Origin of the sequence: Aurantimonas aggregata (assembly GCF_010500835.1) — a bacterium.
GTDB classification, from domain to species: domain Bacteria; phylum Pseudomonadota; class Alphaproteobacteria; order Rhizobiales; family Rhizobiaceae; genus Aurantimonas; species Aurantimonas aggregata.
In genome coordinates this window covers 71,683-89,499 of record NZ_JAAAMJ010000009.1, presented here as the reverse complement: position 1 = coordinate 89,499, position 17,817 = coordinate 71,683, and the positions used below count along the sequence as shown (strand labels likewise).

Annotated in this window: 18 protein-coding genes; 14 read left to right on the top strand and 4 right to left on the bottom strand. The window is 68.1% G+C overall.

Annotated elements, in window-relative coordinates:
• Positions 1-21: 21 nt before the first annotated feature.
• The 4 genes from GTW51_RS13085 to GTW51_RS13070 are packed head-to-tail and all read left to right on the top strand — an operon-like array spanning position 22 to position 4,846.
• The gene (locus GTW51_RS13085) at positions 22-951 is read left to right on the top strand and encodes an ABC transporter substrate-binding protein (protein WP_163044380.1); all 930 of its coding nucleotides are present in this window, start codon (positions 22-24) and stop codon (positions 949-951) included.
• Complete coding sequence (gene fhuB, locus GTW51_RS13080) at positions 948-2,954, top strand: Fe(3+)-hydroxamate ABC transporter permease FhuB (RefSeq protein WP_343034011.1); 2,007 nt, start codon at positions 948-950, stop codon at positions 2,952-2,954. The genes GTW51_RS13085 and fhuB overlap by 4 nt, the downstream gene beginning before the upstream one ends.
• On the top strand, positions 2,951-3,763 hold the full coding sequence (locus GTW51_RS13075) for an ABC transporter ATP-binding protein (protein ID WP_163044379.1): 813 nt from the start codon (positions 2,951-2,953) through the stop codon (positions 3,761-3,763). Before fhuB ends, GTW51_RS13075 begins: the two co-directional genes overlap by 4 nt.
• Before the next feature lie 36 nt (positions 3,764-3,799).
• A complete protein-coding gene (locus GTW51_RS13070; protein ID WP_163044378.1) occupies positions 3,800-4,846 on the top strand; it encodes a siderophore-interacting protein in 1,047 nt (348 codons plus the stop codon).
• 69 nt (positions 4,847-4,915) lie between these two features.
• On the opposite strand, the gene GTW51_RS13065 is transcribed toward GTW51_RS13070, so the two are convergent.
• Positions 4,916-6,793: a sigma 54-interacting transcriptional regulator gene (locus GTW51_RS13065; protein ID WP_163044377.1), complete on the bottom strand. Its 1,878-nt coding sequence runs from the start codon at positions 6,791-6,793 to the stop codon at positions 4,916-4,918.
• Positions 6,794-6,969: 176 nt separating this feature from the next.
• Between GTW51_RS13065 and GTW51_RS13060 the strand changes: the two genes are divergently transcribed.
• The 8 genes from GTW51_RS13060 to GTW51_RS13025 all read left to right on the top strand — a co-directional run bounded on the left by GTW51_RS13060 (position 6,970) and on the right by GTW51_RS13025 (position 13,843).
• A complete protein-coding gene (locus GTW51_RS13060) occupies positions 6,970-8,346 on the top strand; it encodes a CmpA/NrtA family ABC transporter substrate-binding protein (protein ID WP_163044376.1) in 1,377 nt (458 codons plus the stop codon).
• Complete coding sequence (gene ntrB, locus GTW51_RS13055) at positions 8,346-9,185, top strand: nitrate ABC transporter permease (protein WP_163044375.1); 840 nt, start codon at positions 8,346-8,348, stop codon at positions 9,183-9,185. The genes GTW51_RS13060 and ntrB overlap by 1 nt, the downstream gene beginning before the upstream one ends.
• Before the next feature lie 77 nt (positions 9,186-9,262).
• Entirely contained in the window at positions 9,263-10,177 is a 915-nt protein-coding gene (locus GTW51_RS13050; RefSeq protein ID WP_163044374.1) for an ABC transporter ATP-binding protein, read from the top strand.
• Positions 10,178-10,239: 62 nt separating this feature from the next.
• On the top strand, positions 10,240-10,728 hold the full coding sequence (gene cynS / locus GTW51_RS13045) for a cyanase (protein WP_163044373.1): 489 nt from the start codon (positions 10,240-10,242) through the stop codon (positions 10,726-10,728).
• A 222-nt stretch (positions 10,729-10,950) separates the two neighbouring features.
• On the top strand, positions 10,951-11,742 hold the full coding sequence (locus tag GTW51_RS13040) for a transporter substrate-binding domain-containing protein (protein WP_163044372.1): 792 nt from the start codon (positions 10,951-10,953) through the stop codon (positions 11,740-11,742).
• Positions 11,743-11,809: 67 nt separating this feature from the next.
• Positions 11,810-12,481 (top strand): ABC transporter permease subunit, encoded by a 672-nt coding sequence (locus tag GTW51_RS13035; RefSeq protein ID WP_163044371.1) that lies wholly within the window; start codon positions 11,810-11,812, stop codon positions 12,479-12,481.
• Positions 12,481-13,140 carry an amino acid ABC transporter permease gene (locus GTW51_RS13030; protein ID WP_163044440.1) on the top strand — a complete coding sequence of 220 codons (660 nt, stop codon included), beginning with the start codon at positions 12,481-12,483 and terminating at the stop codon, positions 13,138-13,140. The genes GTW51_RS13035 and GTW51_RS13030 overlap by 1 nt, the downstream gene beginning before the upstream one ends.
• Entirely contained in the window at positions 13,118-13,843 is a 726-nt protein-coding gene (locus GTW51_RS13025; RefSeq protein WP_163044370.1) for an amino acid ABC transporter ATP-binding protein, read from the top strand. The genes GTW51_RS13030 and GTW51_RS13025 overlap by 23 nt, the downstream gene beginning before the upstream one ends.
• 57 nt (positions 13,844-13,900) lie before the next feature.
• On the opposite strand, the gene GTW51_RS13020 is transcribed toward GTW51_RS13025, so the two are convergent.
• The 3 genes from GTW51_RS13020 to GTW51_RS13010 form a co-directional block, all read right to left on the bottom strand.
• Entirely contained in the window at positions 13,901-14,056 is a 156-nt protein-coding gene (locus GTW51_RS13020; RefSeq protein WP_163044369.1) for a hypothetical protein, read from the bottom strand.
• Between the two features lie 126 nt (positions 14,057-14,182).
• Positions 14,183-15,409, bottom strand: coding sequence for an MFS transporter (locus tag GTW51_RS13015; protein WP_163044368.1), 1,227 nt, complete (start codon positions 15,407-15,409; stop codon positions 14,183-14,185).
• Between the two features lie 184 nt (positions 15,410-15,593).
• Positions 15,594-16,262 carry a pentapeptide repeat-containing protein gene (locus tag GTW51_RS13010; protein WP_246233063.1) on the bottom strand — a complete coding sequence of 223 codons (669 nt, stop codon included), beginning with the start codon at positions 16,260-16,262 and terminating at the stop codon, positions 15,594-15,596.
• 376 nt (positions 16,263-16,638) lie between these two features.
• Between GTW51_RS13010 and GTW51_RS13005 the strand changes: the two genes are divergently transcribed.
• Both GTW51_RS13005 and GTW51_RS13000 read left to right on the top strand, forming a co-directional pair.
• Positions 16,639-17,124, top strand: coding sequence for a hypothetical protein (locus GTW51_RS13005; protein WP_163044366.1), 486 nt, complete (start codon positions 16,639-16,641; stop codon positions 17,122-17,124).
• Between the two features lie 235 nt (positions 17,125-17,359).
• Entirely contained in the window at positions 17,360-17,689 is a 330-nt protein-coding gene (locus tag GTW51_RS13000; protein ID WP_163044365.1) for a hypothetical protein, read from the top strand.
• Positions 17,690-17,817 lie beyond the last annotated feature (128 nt).

Here is a 17,817-nt window from a genome sequence, read left to right as displayed (position 1 = left end):
ACGCATGACGGGTATCCGCTTGTGTCCGACCATCCGGCCCTTCCCGGCGCATATCGAGTAGGTCCCGGCGCGCTGGGGACACCCACGCGGCGCCGGGTGCTCGGCGGGCTCCTCGCCGCGCCTTTCGTGCTGCGCTCGGGAGTAGCCTTCGCCAGCCCGCTGCGGGTCGCGTCGCTGGATTTCGCCCTCGCCGAGCAGATGATCGTGCTCGGCGCGCCGCCGATCGCGCTCGCCGACGCCGGGGACTGGCAGAAATGGGTCGCCGAGCCGCCGCTGCCGGCCGCGACGGTCGACATCGGCACCGGCCTCGCCCCCAATGTCGAACTCCTCGCCGCACTCAAGCCGGACCTGATCGTCACCAGCGAATTCACCGCGATGACCGAGCCGCAGGTGAGCCGCGTCGCCCCGGTCGAGCGCTTCGCGATCTATTCGCAAGGCGGTTCGCCGCTGCCGAAGGCGATGGACGCCATGCGCCGCCTCGGGACGCTGCTCGGGCGCGAGGCGGAGGCCGAGGCGTATCTGGCCGACACCGACCGCTTCTTCGCGGCCTGCGCCGAGCGGGCCAAGCGGTTCCGGGACAAGCCGATCCTGATGCTGTCCTTCATGGATCCGCGGCACGTGCGCGTCTATGCGCGGCCGGGCATGCAGCAGGACGTGATGGACCGGCTGGGGCTGCGCAATGCCTGGCAGGGCGAAGGCATCTACTGGGGTTTTGCGACGATCGGCGTCGAGCGGCTGGCCGAGATCGGCGAGGCGACGGCCGTCGCCGACTACATGCCGGACGACGTCCGGCGGGTTCTCGAAACCAGCCCGCTTTGGCGCTCGCTGCCGCTCCGGCGTGACGGCGGCCCGGTGCCGATCCTGCCGACGGTGGCCGCCTTCGGCGGCGTTGCGACGGCCCGGCGGCTCGCCACGCTGCTGCTCGACGTTCTGGAAAGGCAGGCGGCGTGACGGCGGTCGCCACTCCGTCGCGCATCGGCGGGATGGGCGGCGCCGCGCGCCTCGTCCTGATCATGGCGGTGCTGGCGCTGGGGCTCGGTACCGTCTTCCTCGGCCCCAGTCTGCCGGTGCTCTGGCGCGGGAAGATGGCCGGCTACGACGCCGAATGGATGGTCCTCGTCTATGCGACGCTGCCGCGGCTGGCGATGGCGCTGCTCTGCGGCGCGGCGCTCGGCGCCTCCGGCGCGCTGCTGCAGCAGGCGCTGCGCAACCCGCTCGCGTCGCCGACGACTCTCGGCATCGATGCCGGCGCGCGGCTGGCGCTGGTGATCGTGACGCTGTTCTTTCCGGCAATGTTCGGCTGGGGTCGCGACGTCGTCGCGCTGGCGGGGTCCGGCCTTGCCGCCGCCCTGGTCTTCGCGCTCAGCCGGCGGCAGGATTTCTCGCCGGTCTCGCTGATCCTCTCCGGCCTGCTGGTCAGCCTCTATTGCGGCGCCCTGGCGGCCAGCCTGACGCTCGTCGAAAGCCGCTATCTCGCCAGCCTCTTTGTCTGGGGCGCCGGCTCGCTCAGCCAGCAGAGCTGGAATCCGGCGACCGACCTTGCCCTTCGCCTTGCCATCGTTGCGCCCTTCGCGCTGCTGCTGGTGCGGCCCTTGGCGCTGCTCGATCTCGGTGAGGCGGCGGCGCGCGGGCTCGGGCTCAACGTCTCGACGCTGCGGCTTGGCGCCGTCGCGCTCGCGGTGCTGCTCGCGGCGTTCGTCACCAGCGCCGTCGGGTCGCTCGGCTTCATCGGCCTCGTCGCGCCGATTCTCGTGCGGCTCGCCGGGGCGCGCAGCTTCGCCAGCCGCTTTGCCGGCGCCACCGCCGTCGGCGCGCTGCTGCTGCTGATCACCGACCTCGCCGTGCAGCTTTTGGCCGGCGCCGCTGCGGACTTCCTGCCGACCGGCGCCGTGACGGCGCTGCTCGGCTCGCCGATCCTTCTCTGGCTGCTGCCGCGGGTCACCGCGCGGATGCGGCGCGTCGAGGCGATGGCTTCGCCGCGGGCCCCCCAACCGATTCTGGGCCAGACCTGGACGGCGCCGCTCGTCCTCGCGTCGGCCCTCCTGGCGCTGGTGGCGATCGCCCTGTTCGTCGGGCGCACGCCGAGCGGCGGCTGGGAAGTGCTCTCGCCCGCCGGCTTGGTCGATATCCTGCCGTTCCGGTGGCCGCGGGTCCTCGCCATGGCGACGGCGGGGCTGCTCCTCGGCACCGCCGGGTTCCTGCTGCAGCGGCTCTCCGGCAACGAAATGGCGAGCCCCGAGATCCTCGGCGTCAGCGCCGGCGCGACCTTCGCGATGGCCGTCGCGCTGTTTGCCGGCCTGGCGCAGACGGCACTGGGCGTCACCGTCGCGGCGACGATCGGGGCGGGGCTCGTGCTGGTGCTGATCCTGCTCCTGGCGCGCCGCAGCGGCTTCCAGCCGGAGCGCATGCTGCTCGCCGGCATCGCGCTGGCGGCGCTCCTCGATGCGGTCGTCGGGGTCCTGTCCGCCGCGGGCGATCCGCGCGCCTTCCAGCTGCTGTCCTGGATGACCGGGGCAGCACAGACCATAGCCCCTGCCTCGGCGATCATTTCCTTCACGCTGGCCGGGCTCGGGCTTATCGCCGGCCTGTTGTTCATGCGCTGGCTGGCCATCCTGCCGCTCGGCCCGGCCGCGGCGCTGGGGCTCGGCGTGCCGCTGGCGACGGCGCGGGCGCTGCTGCTGGTGCTGGCGGCTGTGACCACCGCGATCGCGACGCCTCTCGTCGGCCCGCTGACCTTCGTCGGCCTGATCGCGCCGCATCTGATCCGGTTTCTCGGCGTGCGGCAGGCGGGTAGTGCGCTGGTCCTCTCGGGGCTCGCCGGTGCCGCGATCCTCGTTACCGCCGATTGGCTGGCGCGCAGCATCGCCTTTCCGTTCCAGCTGCCGACCGGGCTCGTCGCCTCCCTTGTCGGCGCCCCCATCCTTCTTTGGCTTCTGCAGAGACGCAACGCATGACAATCGACCATCGCGCGGAGAGCGTCACGCCGGAAGACAGCGGTTTCTCCCTGACCGACGTCCGCTTCGACATCGGCGAGACGACCATCCTGCATCCGCTCTCGGCGCGCATCGCCGGCGGCCAGGTTCTCGGCCTCGTGGGGCCGAACGGCTCCGGCAAGTCGACCCTCCTCAAGCTCCTCGCCCGCCAGAGCGCGGCCAGCGGGGGGAGCCTGACGTTCGACGGTCGGCCCCTGGCCGACTGGCCGGCGCGCGAGTTCGCTCGGCGCATCGCCTATCTGCCGCAATATCCGCAGGCCGGCACCGGGCTGACCAGCCGGGAGGTCGTGGCGCTCGGCCGCTATCCCTGGCACGGGCCGTTCGGCCGCTTCACCGCGGCGGACGCGGCGGCGACCGAGGAGGCGATGGCGCTGACCGGCACGCGCGACCTCGCCGACCGCGACCTCGACACGCTGTCCGGCGGCGAGCGCCAGCGCGTCTGGCTGGCGATGCTGGTCGCGCAGGACGCCAGCTGCTTGCTGCTCGACGAGCCGACTTCGGCGCTCGACGTCAGCCACCAGATCGAGGTCCTGTCGCTGATCCGCCGGCTGGCGCATGAAGGCCGGCGCTGCGTCGTCGTCGTGCTGCACGACGTCAACATGGCCTCGCGCTTCTGCGACCACGTGCTGGCGCTGCGAGACGGCCATCTCGTCGCCAGCGAGACCGTCCACCGCTTCATGACGCCGGAATGCCTGCACCGGGTCTACCGGCTCGACATGCAGATCCTGGCGCATCCGCAGCATCCCGCGGGGGTGGCCATTGCCAATTGACCGGCGGACGCGCCCGCCCGAACCGATGAGGCCAGCATGCTGACCGCCACCTGCGACCTTGCCGCCCCGGAGCCGGAAAAGCTGCTGGGCCTCTTCTGCGACCATTACGTCGAGCACGGCGCCGTGCAGCGCCGCGGCGCGGCCGGGCGGATCGTCATCCCCTATGGCCGCTTCGCGATCCTTGCCTCGCCGACGGGGCTTTCGGTGCGCGCCCGCGCCGACGACGAGACCAACCTGACCTACGTAAAATGGGGCATCGTCAGCCATCTGCAGGAATTCCTCGGCGAGGCGGCGCCTTCGGTACGCTGGACCGGCGACGGCGCGTCCGAAGGCACGCCGGCCTTCTGGCGCGAACTGCGCGTCGTCTCCGCGGGCGACGTGACCCCGTGCATGCGCCGCGTCGTGCTGGCGGGCAACGATCTCGAACGTTTCGATGCGGGCGGGCTGCATGTACGGCTGTTCTTCCCGCCGGTGGGTCGGCCGCTGCGCGGGCCGGTGCTGGCGGAGGACGGCTGTCCGATCTGGCCGCAGGGCGAGGACATGCTGACGCCGCGGGTCTACACGATCCGGGCGATCGACCCGGCGAGCGGGCAGCTCTCGATCGACATATTGCGCCACGACGGCGACGCGACGCCGGGCTCGTCCTTTGCGGTCAACGCCGCGCCCGGCGACGTCGTCGGAATGGCCGGCCCCCTCGGCGACGCCGGCGTGCCACCGGGCGAGCGGCTGTTCTTCTTCGGCGACGAGACGGCTATCCCTGCCATCGACCGGCTCCTGCGGCGCCTGCCGGCGACGGTGACGGCGCGGGTGGTGATCGAGGTCGGCGGGCCGGCCGAGGAGCAGACGCTGAACAGCGCGGCCGCCTTCGACGTGACGTGGCTGCACCGCGGCGCCGGCCGACGCCTCGCGGATGCCGCGATGGAGCTGACCGCCGATACGCTTGGGGCCGACGGCTTCGTCTGGGCCGGCTGCGAACATGCCGATTATGTCGCCATCCGCCGCCATTGCCGGGCTGTCCTGGGCCTGCCGCGGGAGCGCTATCGCGTCGCCGCCTACTGGCGCAAGGGCGTGAAGGGCGAGTAGACGCGTCTCGCCGAGCCAGAATAAGCCGGATTCTCCTAATCTGATATGCCGGCAAAGTAATTGGCTGGTTCAGCCGCGATACGTCCACGGCTTGAGGCCGAGCGCCTTGATCCGCGAAGCGAGCGTCGTCGGCTTCAGATCGAGCAGTTCCGCCGCACCGCCGGGGCCGGACACCTTGCCTCCGGCGCGGCGCAGCGCTGCCTCGATGTCGGCCCGCTCCTGCGCCCGTCGCGCGGCTTCGCCGCGGATATCGTGGTTCGTCCCATCGCCGTCGCGAACGTCCTCCCTGGTCGCCGGGCGCGCATTGGGAAGATCGATGGTCAGCATGCCGTCTCTCGAAAGGATGACCGCGCGTTCCAGCACGTTCTGCAGTTCGCGGACATTGCCCGGCCAGTCATAGGCCTGCAACCGGGCCATGTCGCCGGCCCGGATCGCTAGCTGCTGGCGGCCACCCTTGCGGGCGGGATTGTCGAGGAAATGGGCGACGAGCAGCGGGATGTCCTCGACCCGGTCGCGTAGCGGCGCGGCGTGGATGGGAAAGACATTGAGGCGAAAGAACAGATCGGCGCGGAAGCGCCCGGCCGCGACGTCCTTCTCGAGGTCGCGATTGGTGGCCGCGACGATGCGGACGTCGACATGGCGGGTGCGCTCCTCGCCGATCCGCTCGAACTGGCCCTCCTGCAGGATGCGTAGCAGCTTGGACTGCAGCTCCAGCGGGATCTCGCCGACCTCGTCGAGAAACAGCGTGCCGCCATCGGCCAGCTCGAAGCGGCCGACGCGATCGCGCAGCGCGCCGGTGAAGGCGCCCCGCGCATGGCCGAAGAACTCGGATTCGAAGAGCTCTCGCGGCACGGCGGCGCAATTGGTGCGGATCAGCGGCCGCTCGCCGCGCCCGCTCGCCTCGTGGATGGCCCGGGCAATGAGCTCCTTGCCGGTGCCGGACTGGCCGGTCACCAGCACCGCCGCGTCCGAGGGCGCCACCAGCTCGATGCGCTGGCGGATCGCCTCCACCGCCGGGCTCTTGCCGACAATGCCGTGGTCGCGGAACTCGAGGCGGATTTCCTCCTGGAGATAGGCGTTCTCCCGCTCCAGCCGCTGGCGCAGCATGTCGTTCTCGGCCAGCGCCTGGCGCAGTTCCTCCTCGGCCCGACGCCGCCGCGTCACGTCGCGGAACACCGTGACGGCGCCGACCACGACGCCCTGTTCGCGGATCGGCGTCGAGGTGTATTCGACGAGGAAGGACGAGCCGTCCTTGCGCCAGAACACCTCGTCGCTGACGGTGTGCACGGCCCCGTCACGGAAGGCGGCGTAGATCGGACAATCCTCGTCCCGGTAGGGCGTGCCGTCGGCATGATGGTGGTGCACGCACTGGTGCATGCTGCGGCCGACCAGCTCCTCGGCTCGCCAGCCGAGCAGCGTCTCGGCGGCCGGGTTGAGGAAGGTGGTCTTGCCCTCGGCGTTGACGCCGTAGATGCCTTCGCCGGCCGCCCGCAGGATCAGCTGGTTCTCGCGCTCGATGTCGCGGAAGATCCGGTCGACGCGCTGCCACTCGGCGATGCCGGCATTCTGGAAGCGGTTCGCGGCGGCGTCGACGGCGTGGCGCGTCTGCTCCTTCAGGTCGATCAGCGTGAAGAGCAGGAGGGCTTCCCTGTCCGTCCGCTCGAGGATCTCGCCGCGAACCTCGATCTCGAGGTCGGCACCCTCGCCATGGCGCGGCAGCAGCGAACGCGTCCAGTAGCTGCCGAGCGTGATCACCGCGTCGCAGAAGACGATCAGCGCGGCGAGCTGGCCGGGGTGGAGGTTCGACAGGCGTGCCCCTGCCAGCTGCGCTTCGTCGGTCCCCAGCAGCCGGGCCGCTGCCGCATTGGCGCTGACGACGCGATCGGAGGACGGATCGACGATCAGATGCGCCAGCGAGCGGGGACGGAGGGGAACGACGATATCCATCACTCCTGATAACGAAATTTCGTGAATTTACGACACGACTTTTCGTCACATCGTCAAAGTGGCTCGCGTCGCTCCGAAGTGCCGCCTGCGACGCCGGGCTTGCGGCGCTCAGCTCCGTTTGGCACGCGAGTTGCTCTTCGTCTGGCAGTGCAACAGCGAAGCCGAGGGACTGCCTGATGGGATTATTCGACAATCCGTTCCACCCCGATGCGCTCGGGTGTTCCTGCGGCGCTCCCCGGAGCCAGCGCGAGCACGAGAAGGCGCTGCAGTTCGAGGCCCGCGCCGTGACGGCGAGCGAGGAGTCCCGCACGAGGCGGGTCGTCGAAGGCGCCATGATGCGCGCGCTGTTCCCGCATGACGCCTCGCGCCGCGCCTTCCTCAGGGCGGTCGGCACCACCACGGCGGCCGCCGCCATCGCGCAGTTCCTGCCGGTCGGCATGATCTCGGAAGTGCTGGCGCAGGGCACCGGACCGCTGGAAAAGACCGACCTCAGGGTCGGCTTCATCCCGATCACCTGCGCGACGCCGATCATCATGGCCCACCCGATGGGCTTCTACGAGCGACAGGGGCTGAACGTGAGCGTCGTCAAGACCGCCGGCTGGGCCGTCGTCCGCGACCTGACGATGAACGGCGAATACGACGCGGCCCACATGCTGGCGCCGATGCCGATCGCCATCACCATGGGCGCGGGCGCCAATCCGGTGCCGTACACGATGCCCGCAGTCGAGAACATCAACGGCCAGGCCATCACGCTGGCGATGAAGCACCGCGACCGGCGCGACCCGAAGGACTGGAAGGGCTTCCGCTTCGCCGTGCCGTTCGACTATTCGATGCACAACTACCTGCTGCGCTATTATCTCGCCGAAGCCGGCATCGACCCGGATGCCGACGTGTCGATCCGCTCGGTCCCGCCGCCGGAGATGGTCGCCAACCTGCGCGCCGACAATATCGACGGCTTCCTGGCGCCGGATCCGGTCAACCAGCGCGCGGTCTATGACGGCGTCGGCTTCATCCATCTCCTGTCGAAGGAGATCTGGGACGGGCATCCCTGCTGCGGCTTTGCCGCCTCGCGCGCCTTCGTCGAGAACTCGCCCAATACCTATGCCGCGCTGCTGCGCGCCATCATGGAGGCGACGGCCTATGCGACCGATCCCGAGCATCGGGCCGAGATCGCGACCGCCATCGCGCCGCAGGAATATCTGAACCAGCCCGAGACGGTGGTGAACCAGGTGCTCACCGGCACCTACGCCGACGGCCTCGGCAACGTAAAGGTCGATCCCGACCGCATCGGCTTCGAGCCGTTCCCCTGGGAGAGCTTCGCCGTCTGGATCATGACCCAGATGAAGCGCTGGGGTCAGGTCTCGGGCGACATCGACTATGCCGGCATCGCCAGCCAGGTCTATCTCGCCACCGACGCTCGGCGGCTGATGGAGGAGGTCGGGCTGACGCCGCCCGAGGAGACGACCAAGACCTTCTCGGTCATGGGCAAGGCGTTCGATCCCGCCGATCCGGAAGGCTACCTTTCCTCCTTCGCCATCAAGCGGAGCGGATGATGGTGGCTTCCCAGAACCTTCGTGCCGGCCTTCTGTCGGTGACGATCCTTCTGGCCTTCCTCGCCGTCTGGCACATCAGCACGGGCGGCGGGGAGGGCGCCGAAGGGCTCGACCCGGCATATGCCGCCCTGATGGGGGCGCAGGTGACGGAAGGGGCCTCGGCGATGCCGCGGCCCCTCGACCTCGCCGAGACGATCTGGGGTCACCTGTCCGACCCGTTCTACGATCGCGGACCGAATGCCAAGGGCATCGGCATCCAGCTGGCCTATTCGCTCGGCCGGGTGCTGCTCGGCTTCGGCCTCGCCTTCATCGTCGCGGTGCCGCTCGGCTTCCTGATCGGCATGTCGCCGCTGGTCTCCAAGGCGCTGAACCCGTTCATCCAGATCATGAAGCCGGTGTCGCCGCTCGCCTGGATGCCGCTGGCGCTCTACACGATCCAGGACTCGTCCGCCTCGGCGATCTTCGTCATCTTCATCTGCTCGATCTGGCCGATGCTGGTGAACACCGCCTTCGGCGTCGCCAATGTCCGCACCGAGTGGCTGAACGTCGCCCGAACGCTGGAGATCTCGCCGCTCAAGCGCGCCTTCACGATCATCCTGCCGGCGGCGGCACCCACGATCGTCACCGGCATGCGGATCTCCGTCGGCATCGCCTGGCTGGTGATCGTCGCCGCCGAGATGCTCGTCGGCGGCACCGGCATCGGCTATTTCGTGTGGAACGAGTGGAACAACCTTTCGATCGTCAACGTGATCGTCGCGATCCTCGCCATCGGGGTGATCGGCATGATCCTCGACCAGCTGCTCGCCGGCGCGGCGCGGCTCGTCACCTTCCCCGAATGAGCGCGACCATGGGCACGATCCTATCCCTGGCGCGCCCCGACCGCGTTTCCCCGACCCCATCCCGGACAGGAGACTCCATGCCCGGCAAGCGTCTGATCTCGATCGAGGGGATCGCCAAGCGCTATCCCCGAAAAGGCGAGGGAGAGCTGACGATCTTCGAGGATCTGTGGCTGTCGATCGACCGCGGCGAGTTCGTCTGCATCATCGGCCATTCCGGCTGCGGCAAGACCACCGTCCTCAACATCCTCGCCGGCCTCGACACGCCGAGCGAGGGCGTCGTCATCGTCGACGGCAAGGAGATCTCCGGCCCCTCGCTCGACCGGGCGGTGATCTTCCAGGGTCATGCGCTGCTGCCGTGGATGAGCGTCCTCGGCAACGTCGCCTACGCCGTGGCGGCGCGGCATCGCGACTGGCCGAAGGCGAAGGTGCGCGAACACGCGATGCGCTTCATCGATCTCGTCGGCCTGGGCCCGGCGGCGAACCGCAAGCCGTCCGAACTGTCCGGCGGCATGAAGCAGCGTGTCGGCATCGCCCGTGCGCTCAGCCTGGAGCCGAAGACGCTGCTGATGGACGAGCCGTTCTCCGCGCTCGACGCGCTGACGCGCGGCACGCTGCAGGACGAGGTGCGCCGGATCTGTGTTTCCTCCGACCAGACCGTGCTGATGATCACCCACGACGTCGACGAGGCGATCTACCTCGCCGACAAGATCGTGCTGATGACCAACGGCCCCGACGCGCATGTCGCCGAGATCGTGAAGAACACGCTGCCGCGCGACCGGGTGCGCAACGATCTGCACCGGATGCCCGGCTACTACGACCTGCGCAACCACCTGATGGATTTCCTCGTCACCCGCTCGGCCACCTTCAAGGACGAGCTGGCCGCGGGCCTCCCCTACGACTTCCGCAGTCCGCCCGTCGTCGTGCCGATCGTCACCAAAGAGGGCGCCGAGCCTGCGCCCGTCGACGCCAAGGGCGACCGCGTCGCTTCCTGATCTCACCGCCAGCCGCGTCACGGCCGGCCGCAAATCTTTCGCATCAAGAGGACTTCAGACCCATGAAACGCATCGAGCTCGTCGAGAAGATCTTCGACATCAAGCGCGAGAAGAATCTCAGCTGGAAAGCCATCGCCGAGGAAATCGGCGGCTATTCGCAGATCTACATCATGACCGCTTTGCTGGGTCAGATGCGCCTGCCGAAGCCCCAGGCCGCCAAGGCCGCGGCGCTCTTCGGCCTCACGCCGAACGAGGAGAAGATGCTGAGCGAGGTGCCTTACCGCGGCGAGCAGAGCCTGGTGCCGCCGACCGACCCGACGCTCTATCGCTTCCACGAGGCGATGATGGTCTTCGGCCCGACCATGAAGGAATACCTCCACGAGGAGTTCGGCGACGGCATCATGTCGGCGATCGACTTCGACCTGCAGATGGAGCGCGAGCCGAACGACGCCGGCGACCGGGTGCGCATCACCATGTCGGGCAAGTTCCTGCCCTATCGCTACCATCAGCCGGAGGGCAATTTCCCGGCGCTCGGCTACAAGGAAGACTGATCGGAAAGGGGGCGGGCGTCTCGCGCTCGCCCCCTCGCTTCCTGCTGCGACACGGCCGGTCGGATGGGCGCACCGTGGGCGGTCTGCCTGCCGAGTAGGCAAAGAGAGCCTCCGCCATCCGCCAACAGCACGGCCTGCGTGTGTGGCACAGGCTTTGCCTGTTCAGGGATCAGGCACGCGTGCGGAGCATGACGGGCCATCCGAACCGCAAGGAGACCCGTCTTGATCCATCGTCGCCTCTTCCTCGGTGCCGTCGCCGCCCTCGGATTCGCCGCCGTCCTGTCCGGCAGCCCCGCCCACGCCGATGCGCTCGACGACATTCGCGCCGCCGGCACGGTGCGCATTGCCGTTCCGCAGGATTTCCCGCCCTTCGGATCGATCGGCACCGACATGGCTCCGCAGGGCTATGACATCGACATGGCGCGGCTGATCGCCGAAGGCCTCGGCGTCGATCTGGAACTGGTCGCCGTCACCTCCGCCAATCGCATCCCCTATTTGCAGACGGGCCGCGTCGACCTCGTCATCTCCTCGCTCGGCAAGAATCCCGAGCGCGAGGGGCAGATCGACTTCTCCACCGCCTATGCGCCGTTCTTCAACGGCGTCTTCGCCCCCGCGGATGTCGAACTCGCCGCGATCGAGGATCTGGCGGGCGTGACGGTCGGCGTGACGCGCGGATCGGTCGAGGATCTGGCGCTTACCGATCTTGCGCCCGAGGGCACCGAGATCCAGCGCTACGAGGACAATAACGGCACCATCTCCGCCTTCCTCTCCGGCCAGGTCGAGACGGTCGCGACCGGCAACGTCGTCGCCGCCGCGATCCTCGAGCGCAACCCGCCGCGCCGGCCGGAGCTGAAGTTCCTGATCAAGAACTCGCCCTGCTATGTCGGCCTGGAGAAGGACGAGCCGGCGCTGCTCGAGGCGGTCAACGGCATCATTGCTGAGGCCAAGGAAAGCGGGGCGCTGAACGAGGTCTCGCAGAAATGGCTCGGGATGGACCTGCCGCAGGACCTCTGATCGCGCGCCGCGTACCGTCGCCGCCCGGCCGGGCGGCGGCGATCCGTCCCGCCTGCGGAGATCGCCCGTGGACTACGAGTTCGACTACGGCTGGATCGCGCAATACTGGCCGCTGATCCTCAGCGGCATCGCTGTTACGCTCCAGTTGATCCTGATCGGCGCGTTGCTCGGCATCGCGCTCGGCATCGCTTGCGCCTGGGTGCGGGCGCTGGGACCCCGATGGGCACGGCCGATCGTGGCCGGCTATGTCGAGCTGATCCGCAACACGCCGTTCCTGATCCAGCTGTTCTTCATCTTCTTCGGCCTGCCGGCCATCGGGCTGCAGATGTCGGCGATCGAGGCGGCCAATCTCGCGATGATCATCAATCTCGGCGCCTATGGCTGCGAGATCGTCCGCGCCGGCATCCAGGCGACGCCGCGCGGCCAATTCGAGGCGGGGGCGAGCCTTGCGATGACGCCGTTCGAGACCTTCCACCATGTCGTGCTGGTGCCGGCGCTGCAGCGGATCTGGCCGGCCCTGTCTTCGCAGGTGGTGATCGTCATGCTGGGTTCCGCCGTCGTCTCGCAGATCGGCGCCGAAGACCTGACCTATGCCGCGAGCTTCATCCAGTCGCGCAATTTCCGCGCGTTCGAGACGTATTTCGCCTCGACGCTGATCTATCTCGCTCTGGCGATCCTGCTGCGGCAGGCGATGGCGCTCCTCGGCACGACGATCTTCCCGCGGCGGGCCGCGCGATGATGGTCGAATTCACCCTCTGGGACATGCTGCGCAACCTGCTGCTGGCGACGCGCTGGACGATCGTTCTGTCGCTCTGCGCCTTCATCGGCGGCGGGCTGGTCGGCATGGTGATCCTGTTCCTGCGCATCTCCAAGGCGCGCGGGCTGCGGCTGTTCGCCAAGGGCTATATCGAGCTGTTCCAGGGCACGCCGCTGTTGATGCAGCTGTTCCTGGCGTTCTTCGGCCTGTCCCTGTTCGGGGTGAACCTGCCGGCCTGGCTCGCCGCCGGCCTCGCGCTGATCCTCTGGACGGCGGCGTTCCTCGCAGAGATCTGGCGCGGCTGCGTCGAGGCGATCCACAAGGGGCAGTGGGAGGCCTCGTCGAGCCTCGGCATGGGCCGGGTGCAGCAGATGCGCCATGTCATCCTGCCGCAGGCGCTGCGCATCGCCGTGCCACCGACGGTGGGCTTCTCGGTGCAGGTGATCAAGGGCACGGCGCTGACCTCGATCATCGGCTTCGTCGAGCTGACGCGGGCCGGCACCATCGTCACCAACGCCACCTACCAGCCCTTCATCGTCTACGGGCTCGTCGCGCTGATCTATTTCGCGCTGTGCTGGCCGCTGTCCAAGTCGAGCCAGCTGTTGGAAAGGAAGCTGAATGTCGCTCATCGCGGTCACTGAGGTTCGCAAGCGCTTCGGCGACAACGAGGTGCTGAAGGGCATCGACCTCGACATCGCCGCGGGGGAAGTCGTCGCGATCATCGGCAAGAGCGGCTCGGGCAAGTCGACGCTGCTGCGCTGTATCAACGGGCTGGAGCTGATCGACGGCGGGTCGATCTCGGTCGCCGGCGCGCAACTCCTGCCGCAGGAGACGCAGCTGAAGGCGCTGCGGCTGAAGGTCGGAATGATCTTCCAGCAGTTCAACCTGTTCCCGCATTTGACCGCCGGGCGGAACGTCATGCTGTCGCAGACGGTGGTGAAGAAGAAGTCGAAGCAAGAGGCCGAGGCGATGGCCCGCCGGCAGCTGGAGCGCGTCGGCCTCGCGCACAAATTCGATGCCTATCCGGACGAGCTGTCGGGCGGCCAGCAGCAGCGCGTCGCGATCGCGCGGGCGCTGGCGATGGAGCCGATGGCGCTGCTCTGCGACGAGGTCACCTCGGCGCTCGATCCCGAGCTGGTGGCGGAAGTGCTGGCGGTGGTGCGCGAACTCGCCGCCGAAGGCATGACGCTGGTCATGGTGACGCACGAGATGAGTTTCGCCCGCGACGTCTGCAACCGCGTCGTATTCATGCACGAGGGACGGGTGCACGAGATCGGACCGCCCAGGGAAGTCTTCGCGGCGCCGAAGACGGCGGAGCTGCGGCAATTCCTGGGATTGAACTGAGGCCTGTCGGCTGCGCCTTTTCCGCTGATGGTGCGGCGGGGCTGAGCCCTCGCGCTTCTACTCGCCCTTGAAGCCCTTGTTCCAGGCGCGGTGGTCGGCGGTTCCCGAGGCGTAGGGGTTGTCTTTCTTGGTCAGGCGCTTGCGGGCGGCTTCGCGGCCTTCGCGCCATACGGTCTGATCGCGCGTGAGCAAAGACGGCTTCGTGCTGGACATGATGATCTCGATGTTGGGAGGATTGTGCCGTGCAATAGCGCACAAATGCCCGCGAAAGAAGGCAGGACGTTCGACGAGCCGGTCTATCTTCCGCAAAAGCCGCGTTTTGCGCGATTTTTACGGTCGCTAGACTGGAGCGGGGGCAGTGATGGGTTGGCGGATCTTGCGCGCCACCAGCCACATCGCCAGTGCCGCGACGAGGCTGTATCCGCCCATCGCCGCAAACTGCACGGGCAGGTCGATCCCGCCATCGATCAGCATCCCGGTGATCCCCGGGCCCATCGCCGTGGCGAGCACCATGGCGGCGACGACCATCGAGCGGATCGCGCCGAGATGCTTCGTGCCGTAGAGCTCCGGCCACATGGCGCCTTCGATCGTGCCGGAAAAGCCGAAACTGACGCCCAGCAAGCCCATGAACACGAAGATCGACCATTCCGGTGTCAGCCACGCAATGGCAAAGCACGAGAGGGCCAGCGGCAGGAGGAATGCCGGCAGCAGCCTCACGGCCGAGTATCGGTCGACCAGCCAGCCGGCCGCCAGCGTGAAGGCGATCGTCGTGACCGACATGACGGCGAAACCGCTGGCGAAGAGATGCAGCGGCCAACCCTTGAGCTCGGTCAGGTAGATCTGGTGGAAGAAGATCGTCGTGCCGATGAAGGGCGGCGCGAACACGCCGAGGCTGATCACGTAGAAGCGCCAGTCGCGCAGCACCTCGCCGCGCGTCCAGTTGCGCATTTCCGCCTGCGCGCGCGAGATCGGCTCGCTCTGCGGGTCGCGTTCGACCCATACCAGCGCGACGATCAGCGGCAGGGCGACGAGGACCGCCACGGCGGCCGCGAACCACGCCCCGCGCCAGCCGAAATAGCCGGCGACCAGAACGAACAGGAAGGGAAAGCAGCCTTCGCCGACCCGGAAGCCGATCGTGGTGATCGAGATCGCCCGTCCGCGATTGGCGGCGAACCAGCGCCCGGTGGCAGTGAGCGCGGTCTGGGACATCATGCCCTGGCCGAACAGCCGCAGCATGTAGATGGCGAAGACCAGCGTGGGCAGCGACCAGACCAGCCCGAACATGACGATCGCCACGGCCAGCATCAGCATCGTGCCGGTGGCCACGGCGGCGACCGAATAGCGGTCGAGCAGGCGCCCGAGAAACGGCAGCGTCATCGCGCTGAGCAGCGTCGACAGCATGTAGATGCCGCCGAAATCGCCGTGGCTCAGGCCGAATTCATGGCGGATCTCACCATTCGACAGGGCGATGAAAAAGGTCTGCCCGAACGCCGAGAAGAAGGTCAGCAGGAAGCCGCCGGCGAGCCAGCGTGTGTTGCTCGCCAGGAAACGTCCGTAACTGTTCATCGTCAGAGGCTCGGCTGTCTGGCGCGCGGATCGGGTGAGCGAGGAGCACTCGTCCGAAGCACGGCGTCCTTGCGGAAACCGGTGATGCTGGGTCGCGCGAAGCAGCGATCGGTTCCGGCAGAAATCGTTCGATCACCTGATCAATTGTGCGGAACGTGTCAATGCCCGACGGTGACGCTCGGGTTCATTCCGGGGCGCAGGGCCAGCTTGCCGGAGCAACCAGCCCCTGGGGAAGGACCGTCGCGTCGTCGCCGCAGGCCAGGTCGATCTGCATCTGGTCGAGGCCCTTGGCGGCCGAGAGGTCGGAGCCCTCGATCCGGGTCAGGAACATGTAGGCCCCGGTGAAGTCCGGCTCGCCGGCGATCCTTGCGCCGCTGAAGATGGCGCGCGCCAGATTGGCGAAGCCGAACATGTTGTCGGCGAGTTCGGCCCCGGCGAAATTCGCTCGACCCAGCTCGGCCTTCTCGAAATTGCTGCCGGTGAGGACGGCGCCGGTGAAATTCGCCCGCTGAAGCTCGGCGCTCCGAAACGACGCGTCGACTGCCGAGATTGCCGAAAAATCCGTGCGATAGGCCTCGACCTTGGTGAAGTTCGCGCCGTCGGCACTGGCGCCGGCCAGCGAGCTGCGCACGAGCTCGGCCTCCTCCAGATTGGCCGATGTCAGCCGCGCCTTGGTGAGATCGGTGAGGCCGAAATCGGTGTCCTTCAGCGCAGCACGTTCGAGGTTGGCGCCCGCCAGGCTGAGGTTCTTCCGGTTGCAGCCACTCCAGTCGATGCCCGGCCGCGCTGCGGCCGTGCAGTCGGCGGCCGATGCCGTGGATACGGCACCCGGCACCAGGAGGGCGAATGCCAACGCCGGTATCGCCCAACAGCGGGCGGCGTCACGGATTGCAGAGGCAGGGCGTCTGGCGAAAACTCCCCGGTGGGAAGACGCAGGATGCGGCTGTTTCGCAGGAGAATTCGTCGCCATCGGCCGCCTCGTTCGTTCGTCGTCAGCATTCACAACGCATGAGATAGTGATCGGTCCTGCCTGTGCGCCATGGCGTCGCGGCACGAAGATTCATTTCCTTGCGCCGTAGTGGCCCGGGTCTCGCGCAGGCCCGCGAAAACACGGCCGGGTGCCGCTGCGGCCGGCGAGCAACACCCGTCAGCCTGACGCAAGGGTTGCCCAGATTTCGCACAATTTCTTGCCCAAGCTGTTATGGCGATGTCGGAGGGGGAGCTTTTTCATGGCTCGACGACACATGATCGTTCTTGCGAGCTGCGGCGCGCTCGCAGGGTGCAGCTTCGGCTCGCCGATGTCGAACTTCGCGTTCCCGCAGATGCCGCGCGTCTCGATCCCGGACATTCACCTGATGGGCGTGCCGCTCTATGGCGAGAAGCCGGGCGTGAAGCTGACGCCGACGACCCCGTACCAGCTCTCGGCGACCGAGAGCGACGTGGTGCGGCTCGCGGTCACCCGTAGCTTTCCCGCTGCGGCCGGGATCAGCTTCTATCCGCTGCGATCGGGCCTCACCGCAGAAGGCACGGTCGCGGTCTGCGGCATGGTGGCCGAAAGAAACCGCGACGGTGCGACCGACGACAGGTTGTTTCGCGGCGAACTGGCCCGGCAGCCGGGCCCGGGCGACCCGACCTTCGTCGTCAGGCAGATATCCGGGGCGAACGCCGCGACGATCGCGGTCTATGGCGACTGCCAAAAGCAGGGATTGGCCTGAGCCTTTGCCGTCGCTCTTCGAGCGGCGCCGGCTTTGCCCGGCTCTTGTCCTCTATACCGGCATGTCCCGTCCTCCGGCGCTTGGCCGCGTGACGCCGAGCAGTAAGTTATTCTTACGTTGCATCGCAGCATTTCTCAGTTTCACTGAGGGCGCGAGAGGTGCATAGAACGCTCTCCCGGCAAGGCCGGCTTGTCGCGTGAACGAGCACGCGGACAGCACCCCAATGGAGAAGACAATGAACAGGCTCCTCGGAGCCGTGGCGATCATCATCGCCACGACTGCAGCCGCTACGGCAGACGATTTCAAGCCCTTGCAGGGACGCAGCATCGAACTGGGCGGCCTCAACGGCGTCGCCTATTACACCGTCGCCGACGAAGGTTACGACGTCGTCGCGACCCTGGTCGGCAGCGCCGGTTCCCCCGTGCGCGTCTCGACCCGCCTTTCCGACGGCCAGTCGCTGACGCTGATGGTGCCCGAATCCCTCGGCAACGCGCCGCAGGCCGTCGATATCAGCCGGGACGGCACGACCATCCGGATCGCGCCCAGCACGGTTGCGATGAACTGATCGTCCGTCGGGGGCCGGCGTCTCGCCGCGCCCCGGCAATGTCTGCGATCCGGATGCTTCGGCGCCGGGTCGAGCGGCAGGCCCTGACGGCCCTGCCTGATCCCCTGCCGCGAGCAAGGCTCGCGGCC